The organism is Fischerella sp. PCC 9605 (assembly GCF_000517105.1).
Classification (GTDB): Bacteria; Cyanobacteriota; Cyanobacteriia; order Cyanobacteriales; family Nostocaceae; genus PCC9605.
In genome coordinates, this window is the sequence record NZ_KI912149.1 from 1057281 (window position 1) to 1072167 (window position 14887).

The following is a 14887-nucleotide window of genomic DNA, read 5'->3' on the forward strand; positions in this document are numbered from 1 at the left end:
CTAACCACTAACTACTAACCACTAACCTTCTCAGTTTGCCCGTTGACGTTCTAGACTGGCTTCCATCGTGCTAGTTAAATAATGACCAGCCATGATACCACTAGTGAGATAGTAAGTATCATCACTGACGCGATGTAAAGTTTCAAAGCCACTGCGACGTTCGCGATCGCTAAGTACCCAGTAACGTTGCACGATGGTATCTAAACCAATCCAACCCTCACCTTCAATCTGCCCCAAAAGATTATGTTGAAGTAAGAAAGTATATTGACGTGTACCAAAATCTAAACGCCCTTTGTACTGCAAGGCAATATCCGCGCGATCGCTGCCAGGAAATATGAGTTTTGTCGCCATTGTGAACCAGTTATCTCGATTCCAAGCAATCAATGTCATACCTTTAACGTTGATTGGCATACCATTGCGTTCTAGGCAACTCCCTTGCAATGTCCAGCGTCCTGGTTCCAATAAAAACGTGTGAGCCACCTTGTCATTCCTTGCTGTTGAGCGAGTACCGCCAAGATAGCATGTCAGACGACTGACTAGTCCAGTATAATTATTGACAATAGTAGTTGAGATAAAAAGGTATCAAGAGTGGGGAACTCAGGGTTCTTCTGGGGATTAAGGACAGGTGGAAAGGTCAAAGGTAAAAGGGTAAAGGGATTTCCTTTCCTTTTCCCCTTACCCTTTCATCTTTTACCTTCTTGTTTACCCTTGCTTTGTTGTACTAACGAGTATATTTCAAGCTTTCGATTTTCCCTAAAAACTTCTCTGTGAAAATACTCATCACAGTCCGCTTGCGGACATTAATATTAGCACTTAAAGACATTCCAGATTGTAGAGGTACATCTGTACCATTGATGTTCATCGATTGCTTTTCTAAGCGAATTTCAGCTGGAAAGCGATAGTATGGAGTGGCTTGATCGGGAGGTAGAGCATCGGAACCAACCCGGACTAATTTACCTTTAATATCACGGAATTCTGTGTAGGGGAAAGAATCAATTCGCACATCTACAGGCATACCACTTTTAACAAAACCAATATCGTTGTTGGTGATGTAAACTTGGGCAACTAGGTTTTCTGGTGGCACTATTTTCAGAATAGATTCACTGGTGTTGTAGACATAGCCAGAACCACGTGGCTTGAGATCAAAAACAACACCACTCGTCGATGCGCGGAGTTCTTGGTATTTAAGAGTTAAAAGAAGTTCGCTGATTTGACCGTTTATTTCTTCTATGCGTTTTTGATTTTCAACAATGACTTTGGTAAGTTGACTATCTATTTCAGCGATGCGCTTGTTGTTCTCAGCAATTTTGCTGAGTAAATCTTCTTTGGAAAGAGCGATCGCATTTTGTAATTTCTTTTGCCCTTGAGCGATCGCCAGCCGTAGGCGTTCTTCTTCTTGGACAAGCCGATTAACTTCACCTTGGCTGGTATTTGCTGTTTGTCGCCGTTCTAGATAATTCAAGCGACCGAATGCCCCGTCTTTCACTAATTTTTCGAGGTTATCGGCAATCTCCAAATTTGTTGATAGGTTATTTTTCGCGCTAACCAGTTGCACTCGTACTTGATTTAACTGCCGAGTTAATTGTTCTACATCCAATCGCACTGCCGCGATCCGAGAGTCTCTCTCTTTTTGCCTAGTTTCTATGCGTTCTTGCACCTGCGGATCGAAATTGTCTAATACTTCACCACCATTCAATTCCGCACGGTAAAGTTGATTTTCCCGCACCAAAGCAGCACGGTTTTCTGTAAGTAAAGCTAACTCAGGTGACTTATGAAACTGCTTACTACTAGAATTAGCGGTCGATGTTCGCATCTGGGTGCGGTAAAATAAGGTTTCCCGCATTAAGCTAGCTTTAACCTCTTGCAGAGAGCGTAATTTTGCTTGGGCAGCTGTAGGGTCAAAGCTAACCAAAAGATCGCCCTTTTCAACTCGTTGCCCTTCTTGCACATGAATTTTGGCGATGACTCCTCCCACTGGTGCTTGTACCTCTTTCACCAAACCTTGGGGTGCAAGTTTGCCTTGCACGGGAACAGATTCGTCGATTTGAGCAGTACAAGCCCAGGCAACTGCAAAACTCGACACACCGACAATACTCCAGATAATGGCATGTGACCATACATTGGATTGCTTTAAGATGACAGGCTGATCGAATTCGCTGACCTCAGATTCGCTCTCTTTAGCAGGTAAGCTAATTACGGAACTGAAAATGGCCGAACCCCCTTGCAACATCAGTTGCCACTGGTGCTGTGTTTTGGGAAGACGTTTCCAGATGAATAATAATCCTCCGGTTGTGAACAAGAACAAAAAACCACCTAGAGGCAAAAGTATTGGTGCTTCAAGCGCAGCAGCTTCTACTTGATTTACGAGGTAATTTCTGTTCTTTTTGTTGTTTTGAGCATCGCGATCGCCTACAGAATCAGCTAAAGGGACTGATGCTGTTACTATTGGTTTAGCTTTGTTAGTAGTGTTAACCTTTTGCAGGGATGATTGTAGCGCCTTCCAAGTAGCAGCATTAATAACACCATTAGCATCTAAATGTTTCTCTTGCTGAAATTTTGTAACTGCTGCCTGGGTAATCGTACCGAATTTGCTATCAACTGCACCGTGATAATATCCGAGTTTTTGCAGCTGAGTTTGAAGTTGCGAAACCGCTGTGCCTTGACTACCTAACTGTAGCAAAGGTTGGCTAGGGGATGAAAAGGCTACCTCGGTGCTTTCTGGTTCACTAACACAGGTACTCAAATCAGAGTTTGCTTGAGTAGTTGTCTCATCTTCAAGAATTTGCTGGCAGTGACTAGTATCTGTTTGAGAAATTTTGGGTTGTGCTTCTGAACAATTTGTACAGGCTAGCAGTAACAAAGATAGATCAGGCATAGTTCTACTTTCCGTATAGGGCAGGAGGCGGAAGAGGAGTGGGGGAGTGGGGGAGTGGGGGAGTGGGGGACGTAGTAAACAACTAACAACTAACAACTAACAACTAACCACTAACCACTAACCACTAACCACCAACAACTAACCACTTCATAGCTGTGACTCCTGTTGTTGATAAAGACAGTAATAGCGTCCTTTCATTGCCATAAGTTCGGCATGTGTTCCTTGCTCGGCAATTACACCCTGATCCATGATGATGATGATATCGGCGTTTTTGACGGTGTTAAGACGGTGAGTGATGAAAAAGACTGTACGTTCCCGAAATACCTCCATCAAATTGCGACATACTTGTTGTTCAGACTGGTAATCTAATGCACTGGTGGCTTCATCGAGAATTAGTAATCTGGGGTTTTGCAAAACTGTACGTGCGATCGCAATTCGTTGTCGTTGTCCACCAGAAAGGGCAGAACCCCGTTCTCCAACAATTGTGTTGTAGCCGTTGGGTAGTCCCATGATGAAATCGTGGGCAGCAGCAGCTTTAGCAGCAGCAATAATTTCCTCGGTAGTTGCGTCTGGTCGAATGAGGGCAATATTATCTTGAATTGTTCCCTCAAACAACAGGGTATCCTGTAGCACCATCCCAATCTGTCGGCGCAATGAATTCAATTCTACTTTCCTGATATCATAGCCGTCAATTTGAATTTGTCCTGCTACGGGTTCGTAGAGTCGCGGTAACAATTTTGTCATTGTGCTTTTACCAGAACCGCTTTGTCCAACAATACCAACAAAGGTACCAGCAGGAATATCAAGATTGATATTCAGAAGTTGTAGGGCATCATCAGGGTTAAAGCCAAAGGAAACGCCTATGTATTTGACTGCTCCTTGAATTTCTGGTAACTGAATGTTGTTGCGATCGCTTAACTGTACTTCTGGCGTTGTATCTAAAACATCACCAAGGCGTTCGATGGATAATGCTACTTCTTGGAAGTTCTGTGACAGTTGAATCAGACGCAGTAGTGGGCTGGTAACATAACCAGCAATAATCCGAAAGGCAATTAGTTGTCCTAGTGTGAGTTTATCGGAGATGACTAAATGAGCGCCTACCCACAGCAATACAAAACTAGAGAATTGATTTAAAAATCCACTGATGGAGTTGGCTGTGCTGGAAGTCAGGACATTTTTGAAACCAGCACTGATGTAGCGGGTGTAGCGTTCATGCCATTGCCAGCGAGATTTCAATTCGATATTTTGTGCCTTCACCGTTTGAATGCCGGTGATGATCTCGACAAGGTAGGACTGGGTATCGGCGTAGCGTTCAGCCTTTTTTCGCAACTGTTGTTGAACAATAGGAACAACAAGAGTTGTCAAGACTGCAAATAATGGCACGGTGGCGAGGGCGACGAGTGTTAGCACCCAGCTGTAAAACAGCATGACACCTATATAAATCACAGAGAACAGGGCATCTAGCACCACTGTCAGGGCTGTTCCTGTCAAAAATTGACGAATATTCTCCAGTTCATTGATGCGTCCCGCCAATTCTCCCACGCGGCGACGCTCAAAATAACTGAGGGGCAATCGCAAAAGGTGATCGATTACCTCTGACCCCAAGCGGATGTCTATACGGTTAGTAGTGTCAGCAAACAAATAGGTACGCAGACTCGTTAAGATCGCCTCAAACACTGCAATCACGAGCAAGAATATCCCCAGGATATCTAGAGTGTCAAGGCTTTTTTGAATTAATACGGTATCGATGATGATTTGGGTGATGATTGGGTTTGCCAAACCAAATACCTGAACAAAAAAGGAAGCAACCAGAACTTCCACTAATACCAAGCGGTATTTGTAGATAGAAGGCAAAAACCAACGCAGACTAAATTTTTCTGGGCGATCGCTTTCTGCCTTTTCTACCATTAATACTTGTCCTGATTGCCCCCAAATGTCGGCAAACTCAGCAGCAGAATAGCTAGAGATTCCCTTGGATGGATCGGCTATAACAACTTCGCGTTCTGTAATTTTGTATAGCAGGGCGAAACTATCTTGCCAGTAAATTATTGCTGGCGCATTGAGGCGGTTGATGACATTAGCAGGAACTTTAGCTAATTGGGCGTGCAAACCCATCATTTCTACAACTGCTCCCGCCACTTGCAAGGAAATCTGCTTTTTCGACTTCTGTTGATTGGTCAAAACTTTGCGGATTAAATCGCGGCGAAAAGAACCCCCTAAGATGCGACTCAACATCTGGAAACAGGCCAAGGGAGCATCAATATTACCCTGTCCCGATACAAAGATCGTGTCTGCTGGTGCGATGCTTTCAGCAGCGGGGTTGGGTGGGTATTCTGGAGCAGGAGAAATTTTTAAACTGGGAGTGGGAGGAGGATTTTTATTTTCAGTCTTCCAAGGAATGCCGAGTAAGCGTACTTCGGTTTCACTGTCCCAAGTCTTCCTTGAGTGACTCAACGATAATCGACTACCAACTGTCATATCGTCAATGCTGCCAGCACTGACCAACCACAAGCGCTTATCATCAAGTTGTTGGGAATTTACCGTTCCTGCGGGTAAATTCACTACTTTTGTATCTTGCCAAACTTGACGCGCTAAATCTTTTAGATTAGTGGCAGCATCTGCTTGACGCTGGAGTTCCAAACTTAGGAGTTCAAATACTTCTATAATGTGGGGGCGCGATCGCACTGCTTGTTCAAATTCTGGTACTGTACTCATCAATCCCAGAAATTCTGCTGCTTCTATAGTGATGGCGATGACTTCTGTAGAGGCGATCGCCGCTTCGCAGCCTACCCCACGCAACAATCCTAACCAACCCAGGAACTCTCCTTTCTCTACCACCGTCAAACTAACTTGAGACTCCATCCGCTGGTCATAACCCAATACCCTCGCTTGTCCTTGATAAATTACCATGACTTGCGCTGGCATTCTTCCCCTGACTAGCATCCACTGTCCGGTACGATATTGCAGCAGTTGACAGTTAACAACGAGTGTATCTAAGCTGGCACGCGGAAGTTGTGCAAACGGGGGAGTGTCGGCTAAGAATTCTAATATTTCAGCTTGGGTGATACCTGGCTTCATGCCGCAACAGACTCCACACAATGGTTAGAAGATTGTAGGCGCGTTTGAATTTGTGTTTGTATCCAGCTTTCAAAGAGTTCGTCTAGCAACCACAACTGCATAGTTTCATCCAACTGTGCAGGCAAGAATTTCTCTAGGCGAATAATCACAAACCAATCGGCTATTAAGCGTGGTTCCCAAAGTTGCCCTGGTTGACTCGCAGACAAAATTTTTTGAATTACCGGATGGGGTTGAGACAAAGGAACTGGTCCCAAAACTCCCCCTGTTTTTGATTCTGGGCCTTGGGAATACTGCTGGGCGGCGGCGGCAAAGGATTGTTCTCCCTCAAGAATCCGAAAATATAATTCCTGGACTAGCCCTTCATCCTGGGTGCGAATCATGGAATACACGACTTGATCCAGGTCTGCTTTGCGTTGTAGGAAATAGGACTCCAGTTTTTTGCCCCACATGGCATACTGGAATTTCTTGATCAGTACTGGACGAATTGCCAACTCTTGCATCGCTGCTTCAGTGAGATGGTGCTGTTGCAACCATGTCTTTTGTAGCTCTTTTGAGGTGAGTTGGTAACGTTGGCAAAAGTGGGCGATCGCTGCTTCTTTTTCTGCTTCTGTGCAAGAAAATTGGGCGATCGCTTCGTCTATCACTTTGGCCCGTAAGACCTGCGGCAACAACTGGTAACGATGCAGTAAAGACAACAATTCATCTGCCTGAAGCATTTCGCTACCCACTAGTAAGCTTTGTGTCGTCATAATTCCTGACTAGCACATTCGGTATTCTAAGGTTTGGGCAGAAATCTGAACAACTCACGCTGTGAGAGTATCTAAAGTGTCTAACAAGTTTTTCAGCCCTATATCTCTTTTCTTTACATGTTTGTTTTACCACATCAGGATTTTTTCTAATAAGATTTTGTCAATTTTTAATCCTAGAATTTTATCCGACTTAGCTAAAATATCACATTCTATACTGATTTCAGAAATTTTAGACCTAATTTTTTACAGAGTTTGCTTCTTTTTTTAACGAGATAAAAATTTTTAGTAAATAAAATTACAATCAAAAAAAATTCGTTACCTGTGTTTGTTATAGATATCAAGACTATAATACTTGCAGATGTTGGATTTTATCAATAGTTGATGGCTCGTGAGTAAAAAATACTGTTAATCACCTTGCTTAAGTACTAAAGGTTAAAAATCAGTACATTAATTTGTATAAAAATTAATCAGTATAACCGATATTTTTCCTCCTCGTCAGTTTGGATTAAAGTTTTTGCAATCAGAAAAAATAATTTACCTCAGTAATATTGCTAGTCTTTTGCCATATTAAAAGTATTAAAAATAGCAAATATTTGAAATTTGCTACATCAATTTTGAGGAATAAAATGGCATTTTTGATGAAATTATGATGTTGTGAGAGTTTTATTTTATGAATATTCCAATATGCAGCATTTTCTCTGAAATAGCACGGTTTGACAGCTTTATTTATGCATGTACGAGTATATGTATTTGAGGTAATACTTTAACAAATCTTTAAATGGGAAGGATTATTTTATTTTTTTTGTATACAAAAAATCGCTGAAGCTGATATACTCGTTAAAAGCAAATTACGTGAAAGTGCGTACGTATACAGGTTTGCATCCGAATCCCTAGATTTTGCAAGTATCTAATTTTTTTGTAGAGATACTTGTTTTTACTTGCTTAACTAGTGAAAAAAGCAAAGTCGCAAACCGCTCCAATGTAGGGGTAATCCAAAATTAACGATAAAATACCCCTACAAGTCAACGTTCTGCCTCGACTGACATTTGCATTCTGTGTAAGAATGCGGAATGTCTTGTAGGGCGTGCCTGTAAATCTGATGAGTCGAGGATTCAGATGAGTACTAGTTCCACAATTCCAGTTTTTCCCGAGCAAAAGTCCCTCAAAAACGATATCCTAAGGGACACCAGACATTACCAAGGATCGATTACTTACGTCATTCTCTTTTGAAGCCACAGGTCTGAATCTAATTGTCACAACCAAGGCAAATCAATGGGCCTCTGAGCAAATCTTGTTTCTAAATAGATGAAACTTACGGATGCAGGGCTAACAGTAGCTCCGCTGCAACAAGTCGTCATGCAATTGCTAAAACTCAATATACAGCAGAGGTTCCAAAAATAAAATTGCCTTAGTTCAAAGCATACTCCAGGCAAAAACTAAGCTTTTTTGAAAGCCTTGATAGCGTGGTGGTTCATAGTAGCGCACAACGTTTACTTTGCTAGCACCTTGGTTACAGTTTCGCTCTGATTACCCTTGCTTAGCCCTCTTCAGGTTTGCTTCTACCAAAAGTTGCAGCAGAGTGGTTATTCCTGCTGAATTCATGCAAACAAATCTTTGTGAGGACAGATTAATGGCATCAGACAACGCAACATTTGAAAAACAGGTTCTTGACCTCACTAACCAAGAACGAGCTAAGGCTGGTCTTCAACCTCTAAAAGGAAATGCTGAACTGGACTATGCTGCTGACAAGTATGCTGAAGACATGTCAGAACGCGGTGTCTTAAGTCATACAGGACCAGATGGCTCTCAACCGTGGGACAGAGCTAAGGCAGTTGGCTATGAAGCTCAAACGATGGGAGAGAACATTGCAGCAGGGCAAAAAACACCTGAACAGGTTGTTCAAGCTTGGATGAATAGCCCTGGACACCGAGCTAATATTCTTAACCCTAATTATACAGAGCTTGGCGTTGGTTTTCATGACAACTATTGGGGTCAGCTTTTTGGTAGTGGAGATACGAACCCCGCTAGCAACATACCAACTGGCACTAATCAAGGAACTGGTAACGACACTCTCCCTAGCGACAAGGGTAGCAATAACACCATGCCCGAGGATAAAGGCACTACCGTTCCTGGTGACAAGGGTAGCAATAACACCATGCCCGAGGACAAAGGCACTACCGTTCCCGGCGACAAGGGTAGCAATAACACCATGCCCGAGGATAAAGGCACTACCGTTCCCGGCGACAAGGGTAGCAATAACACCATGCCCGAGGACAAAGGCACTACCGTTCCTGGTGACAAGGGTAGCAATAACACCATGCCCGAGGACAAAGGCACTACCGTTCCTGGTGACAAGGGTAGCAATAACACCATGCCCGAGGACAAAAGCACTACCGTTCCTGGTGACAAGGGTAGCAATAACACCATGCCCGAGGATAAAGGTACTACCGTTCCTGGTGACAAGGGTAGCAATAACACAATGCCCGAGGATAAAGCAGGGAACGATGCGACATTTGAAAAACAGGTTCTTGAACTCACCAACCAAGAACGAGCCAAGGCTGGTCTTCAACCTCTAAAAGGAAATGCTGAACTGGACTATGCTGCTGACAAGTATGCTGAAGACATGTCAGAACGCGGTGTCTTAAGTCATACAGGGCCAGATGGCTCTCAAGCGTGGGATCGAGCTAAAGCAGTTGGCTATGAATCTCAATACTTTGGAGAAAACATCGCAGCAGGTCAGAGAACACCTGAAGAAGTTGTTCAAGATTGGATGAATAGTCCAGGGCACCGAGCAAATATCCTCAACAGTAACTATACTGAGCTCGGCGTTGGTTTTCATGACAACTATTGGTCTCAGAGTTTTGGTAGTGGAGATACGAACCCCGCTAGCAACATACCAAACCCTACATCTAACTCAGGATCAAATCCTACATCTCAACCTACTTCTGACGCTAATCAAGGAACTGACACCCTTACCGTCAAAGGAGTTAACAATATCTCAGATGACACTAAAGGCTATGATGTCCTTGGAGGCAAATCAGGTAATAATGAATTCAAAGGAGGAGACAGTGACGACGTCCTCACAGGCAAAAACAGTATGAGCGCTCCGGGACGCGATCGCCACTCCAACAGTATGCAAGACAAGGGAGACACCTTTACTGCTTCTGACTCCAATCAAGATATTACTGGCTTGCACCGGATGATGACTGGTCCAAGCGATCATCGCAACTCGAAAAATTTCTCTAACTATCTAAAAATGGATACATTTGGAGCTGAGCCAACTGTTCGACCTGACATGGATGGTAATACAAAACCTGGCGGGTTAGAGAAAAATATCCTTTCACAAAACGCTGATCCATCCCGTTTAACTACTAACTCTATGTTCTGATATCCATAGCACTTTTCAATTGGATACAGCACGCTTTGACCCCACTCCGCATTTAGAGAGGAAACCTTTGGTATCAGTCTTTGATCGGAGTGGGGTTCTAACTGCGTAATTGGGGATTAGTGAGAACTATGAATAGTGAATGCTGAATGCTGAAAATTTCATAATTCATAATTCATAATTTTTATGCCCATTGCCTCACTTTGTTCAGCTGCGTAAATTTTGAGGATGTCTACCAGCTGAATTGACTTGATTCAAGGAACAAAATTATGGCAAATACTTTAGGTACAAATCTAGGTGGAATTGGTTTCTGGTCTAGCCAAATGCCATTTGTAGATATCTTCAAATCGGCTAGTGAATGGATTACACAAAATTCCAACTCATGGGATACAGGGGAAGCAAGCGAATTAAACCTAGATGAGAATGGATGGGTGAAATCTTTGCCCAAACCAGGAGATCCAAATGCTGATTACAACCAAGTTGGAGTAATGCTGAATCGCATTTCTCCTGCACCTGGGGTAGAACAAAATTACCCTGGTGGTAAATATGTAGTTTTGTATGATGGCGAAGGCAAACTAGAGTACGGGTTTGATGCCAAGCTGGATGCAAGCGCTTCTAAACCTGGTCGAGATGTCATTGATGTTACCCCTTCTGACACAGGCATCCATATTAAACTTACCGAAACAGACCCCAAAGGTACTGGTGATTATATTCGTAATATCCGCGTTGTTCCGGAAGCCTTAGAAAAAAACTACCAGACTCAGCCTTTTAATCCTACTTTTGTAGATAAAGTAGATGATTTTTCTACCTTGCGGTTCATGGACTGGATGGACACTAACAACTCCAAACAGGGAGATTGGAAGAATCGGCCAACAACTTCAAATCATACCTACGAGGGTAAAGGTGTGCCTGTCGAAGTAATGGTTGATTTAGCAAACCGCACTGGTGCTAACCCTTGGTTTACTATTCCTCACCAAGCGACGGATGAATATGTCACTAACTTTGCCAAGATAGTTAAGGAAAAGCTCGATCCAAACCTCAAGGCTTACGTGGAATATTCCAACGAAGTTTGGAACGGGCAATTCCAGCAGAATCAATGGGCACAAGAGCAAGGGCAAAAGTTAGGCGGTGACTGGATGGACTGGCACAGCCGCCGCACGGAACAGGTTGGCGATCTCTGGGATAATGTGTTTGGCAAAGACAGTAATAGAGTCGTCACGGTACTAGGTTCGCAAGCTGCTAACCCTTGGATCACCGAGCAGTTGATGGAAAAGGTGAAGGCGTATGACCCAAATTTCACAGTCGATACTGTGGCGATCGCTCCCTATGTTTCGCTAAGTGTTGGCCCAGACAAACAAGCAGAAGTCGAAGGTTGGACAAAAGAGTCAGATGGTGGTTTGGGTAAAGTCTTTGACTACTTGAATAAGACTGAATTACCCCAAGTATTAGACAACATCAGCAAGCAAGTTGATGTCACCAAAAAATACGATGTGGACATAGCAGCCTATGAAGGAGGGCAGCATCTTGTTGGCATACAAGGCGTAGAGAATAATCAGGCAATCACAGATTTACTCATCGCTGCGAACCGCGATCCACGCATGGGGCAATTGTACAGCGATTATCTACAGGGTTGGGATAAGCTCACCAACGATAGCTTATTTGTCAACTTCTCTGATATCGGTACACCCAGTAAATGGGGTTCTTGGGGTGCTTTAGAACATCTCAACCAAAAGACGTCTCCCAAATGGGAAGCACTGCAAGACTTCATGAAGGGCAACGGGCAATCTGCAAGCAAAGATCCTGGTACAGAGACTGGTACTGGCGACAAAGATAGCGGTGATAATCTCGCCAACAAAGGAGATGCTAATACTCCTACCGACAAAGGGGATGCCAACACCCTCACTAACAAAGAAGGTAACGATATCCCGAGTAGCGATCAAGGCAATAAAGTCCTTGCAGCTAACAAAACACCCTGGAGTGAAGATAATAAAAACACCTTCACTGACCAAGGAAATAAAGATATCTTGACTGGTGGTCAAAGTAATGAAATGCTCTGGAATGGTAGAGGTAATGATGCCATGAACGGAGTCGATGGAAACGATCGCCTCATCGGTGGCATAGGGCAAGATAGGATCGCAGGCGATGCAGGAAGCGATCGCCTCATGTATAACAATACTGATTTTGGCTCCAATCAAGATGTAGTTGATTTGCGCCAGATGATGTCAGGTCGAGGCGATCGCAACTTTAACACATTCTCTGAATACATAAAGTCAGAACCAGGTGGTGCTGACATAGCTGTTCGTCCTGACATGAATAGGAATGTAAAACCTAGCGGTTTAGACAACAATATCTTTTTGCAAAATAATGACCCTAGTAACTTAATAATGGTTTGATATCAATAGTAAGTCTCTAGAACGTTGATTCAGTAATCAGAAATTATCTTTTTGGGTTAGACAAGGGGGAGTGAGGAGATAACAGAGAAAATTCCTCCTTCCCTTCCCTTGTCCTTTACTTGGCAAAAAACAGCCAGGTAGTGTAATTTACCTGACTGGACTCAAGTTATTTTTCATTACCAGTTACAAGTCTTTCTGAAATTGCAGTTGACGTCAAAAGACAGACTGTCAGATTTAACGAGTACCCAATAATTTTTTGTACACAGATTCCCAAAAAAATCCATTCTCAAAAGCAAGAACGTAGCTTGACATCGCACCAGGGTCGTCACGAGAAACAGAAAAGATAGCAAAAAATACTAGAGGAGAAACACAGATAGCACCCCAAAAACTCGCAGAAGAGAAGACTGATGAAAATTCACGAAGGATCATGACTCTACCAGTTCTACCCTCAAGTTGTCGAAAAAGAGTTCCTAATATAATGCCAATCAGCATAACTAGAGCAGCAAAAAATACTTGTAACCAAGCCAATCTCTGCTCAAAGCCAAGTTCACCTCTCAGCCCGCTATGATAGTAATAAGTGCCGAAAATTAAAAGTAAGAACGCCATTACAGCGATAAATCTAAACGTTTTGTTGTTCATTTTTATAGTTGCTTATAGTTTTTGAATCTTTACTTTTTTCCGATAAAAATAACATTATTATTAGGGTAAAAATAGAAATTATCATCAGTATTTTTAAAATTAAATCAAACTTTGAATCAACCTCTCTTATGTTTTCTTTAGTTTTTTGATAATATTGGGTTTCATCTAAATGAGGTGTATTTTTTGTCAAAGTTTCTAAGATATTAATAACTCTTAATAGATAGGGTATTTCCTTACTTTTTACTTCAACATTAGTAACAATCATTAAGGGCAATTGTTCACTGTTCCAAGCTAATTCAGATATTTGATTCTTAAAAGATGCTTCAACTTCTTGCCTGTATTTATGTTGAAAATACTCTCCCATACTTATCCAAAAAACAGCAGAAACAGAAGAGGGTTTTCCTCTTTGTTGAGACCCTTTTTGGAGAGCGGTAGCGACATAATTATCTGCTTGATTCTCTCTATCACGATATCCAGATTCCTTAAGGTTTGTTCCTTTTTTAGATTCAATGACATACTCTTTATGAAGTATGGCGTGACCAATCTCATGACCCAATATCCAGGTTAAAAAACTGCCTGCTATACGAGTATGGAGTTTATTAATAATATTTTTATCAGAAATATCTATTGGCTTGTTTGTTTTCAGATCAAAAAGAATAACATCATATAATTTATCAATTTTTCTTATCAAATTAATCTCATGTTTGAGAAAATTGGCGTTACAAATAATCGTATTCATGTAGCCGATATAAGAGCAATTACTAAAGCTTCTAGAAAGCTTATTAGGGTCTTTATTTAGTAGATAGATATTGATAAATCCTGGCTGAGGGGGTTTATTAATCTGCACCTTACCTTCAAAATCTGAACCTTTGACAAGTTCTTGAGCAATAACATTTAAATATTCTAAGGGAGTTAATATTTTTGACTCTTCTGGTGAATCTTGCTCTCGTAATTGCTCAATAAATTCTTCAGGTGAACTACCTGCTATATATTGATAAGTTTGCTCAGTAAAATAAATACCTTCTAGGTCAAAAGCTAACAAGTCATCAACAGTTAATCTCCTATTAATATATGAGTTAAGTACCTTGGCTACTCGTTCTTCTTTAGATAAAGAACTTTCAGAAATTCTAACTGCAATAAAGGGTATTACACCTAGAACTAAAAATAAGCCTAATAAAATAACAATCCGATTTCTGAACAGACTGATTCTCATTTTAATTCTTCAGCTTTAAATAGCTGGCTTGACAATAATTTATAACAAAAAATCAAGTGATGTAACGAAAAAAAAATACAAACAATAATTGCTTTTTCTCTATATTAATATGATACTTTTAGAGCGTTGCTAATTAGGTTCAGTAATTACACAAAAATAAATATTTATCAGTTTGGAAGACGGTGGAGATTAGTTAACTCCACTACGAGGTCATCGTACCGAAACCTCATCAAGGCTCAATGCCAAAGCCAACGAATGATGAGATAGTTAAAATCTTAGACTCTTTTATTTTCAAACAAAGGAGCTTCATGAGTCTTACACTTTAATTCAAAAAGTGTTTTTTAACTCACAATTTTACTATAATCACTAGCTTTAAAATAAACTACAAAAGTAAATATAAAGATATGCTTTTTCAAGAAAACAAATATTTTAAAGAGTAATAGTTCAAGTTTTGATTACATTAATTTAATAATGACGACCAGGGCAATGAAACCGCTAGTGCTGTATTAGATTGTTGCCCCAAGCTTAGAGACATTGCCGTTACACACAGCTTCT

General features: G+C 41.6%; 8 protein-coding genes. 2 read left to right on the top strand and 6 right to left on the bottom strand.

Features of this window, described 5'->3' with window-relative positions:
- Positions 1 to 30: 30 nt before the first annotated feature.
- The 4 genes from FIS9605_RS0119525 to FIS9605_RS0119540 form a co-directional block, all read right to left on the bottom strand.
- Positions 31 to 480 (bottom strand): hypothetical protein, encoded by a 450-nt coding sequence (locus FIS9605_RS0119525; RefSeq protein ID WP_026734102.1) that lies wholly within the window; start codon positions 478 to 480, stop codon positions 31 to 33.
- A 241-nt stretch (positions 481 to 721) separates the two neighbouring features.
- Complete coding sequence (locus FIS9605_RS0119530; RefSeq protein WP_026734103.1) at positions 722 to 2875, bottom strand: HlyD family efflux transporter periplasmic adaptor subunit; 2154 nt, start codon at positions 2873 to 2875, stop codon at positions 722 to 724.
- A gap of 147 nt (positions 2876 to 3022) precedes the next feature.
- A complete protein-coding gene (locus FIS9605_RS0119535) occupies positions 3023 to 5953 on the bottom strand; it encodes a peptidase domain-containing ABC transporter (protein ID WP_026734104.1) in 2931 nt (976 codons plus the stop codon).
- Complete coding sequence (locus tag FIS9605_RS0119540; protein ID WP_026734105.1) at positions 5950 to 6702, bottom strand: peptidylprolyl isomerase; 753 nt, start codon at positions 6700 to 6702, stop codon at positions 5950 to 5952. The genes FIS9605_RS0119535 and FIS9605_RS0119540 overlap by 4 nt, the downstream gene beginning before the upstream one ends.
- Before the next feature lie 1630 nt (positions 6703 to 8332).
- Between FIS9605_RS0119540 and FIS9605_RS45340 the strand changes: the two genes are divergently transcribed.
- A complete protein-coding gene (locus tag FIS9605_RS45340; protein WP_231510397.1) occupies positions 8333 to 10090 on the top strand; it encodes a CAP domain-containing protein in 1758 nt (585 codons plus the stop codon).
- A 266-nt stretch (positions 10091 to 10356) separates the two neighbouring features.
- Positions 10357 to 12480, top strand: coding sequence for a calcium-binding protein (locus tag FIS9605_RS0119555; RefSeq protein WP_026734107.1), 2124 nt, complete (start codon positions 10357 to 10359; stop codon positions 12478 to 12480).
- A 234-nt stretch (positions 12481 to 12714) separates the two neighbouring features.
- Here the strand turns inward: FIS9605_RS0119555 and FIS9605_RS0119560 are convergent, their stop codons facing one another.
- Both FIS9605_RS0119560 and FIS9605_RS0119565 read right to left on the bottom strand, forming a co-directional pair.
- Entirely contained in the window at positions 12715 to 13119 is a 405-nt protein-coding gene (locus tag FIS9605_RS0119560; protein ID WP_026734108.1) for a hypothetical protein, read from the bottom strand.
- On the bottom strand, positions 13100 to 14332 hold the full coding sequence (locus FIS9605_RS0119565; RefSeq protein WP_026734109.1) for an ImmA/IrrE family metallo-endopeptidase: 1233 nt from the start codon (positions 14330 to 14332) through the stop codon (positions 13100 to 13102). Before FIS9605_RS0119565 ends, FIS9605_RS0119560 begins: the two co-directional genes overlap by 20 nt.
- Positions 14333 to 14887 lie beyond the last annotated feature (555 nt).

Excerpts from the sequence above, each read along its gene's own strand:
- FIS9605_RS0119530 (WP_026734103.1), bottom strand. The coding sequence starts at position 2,875 with ATGCCTGATCTATCTTTGTTACTGCTAGCCTGTACAAATTGTTCAGAA.
- FIS9605_RS0119535 (WP_026734104.1), bottom strand. The coding sequence starts at position 5,953 with ATGAAGCCAGGTATCACCCAAGCTGAAATATTAGAATTCTTAGCCGAC.
- FIS9605_RS0119540 (WP_026734105.1), bottom strand. The coding sequence starts at position 6,702 with ATGACGACACAAAGCTTACTAGTGGGTAGCGAAATGCTTCAGGCAGAT.
- FIS9605_RS45340 (WP_231510397.1), top strand. The coding sequence starts at position 8,333 with ATGGCATCAGACAACGCAACATTTGAAAAACAGGTTCTTGACCTCACT.
- FIS9605_RS0119555 (WP_026734107.1), top strand. The coding sequence starts at position 10,357 with ATGGCAAATACTTTAGGTACAAATCTAGGTGGAATTGGTTTCTGGTCT.
- FIS9605_RS0119560 (WP_026734108.1), bottom strand. The coding sequence starts at position 13,119 with ATGAACAACAAAACGTTTAGATTTATCGCTGTAATGGCGTTCTTACTT.
- FIS9605_RS0119565 (WP_026734109.1), bottom strand. The coding sequence starts at position 14,332 with ATGAGAATCAGTCTGTTCAGAAATCGGATTGTTATTTTATTAGGCTTA.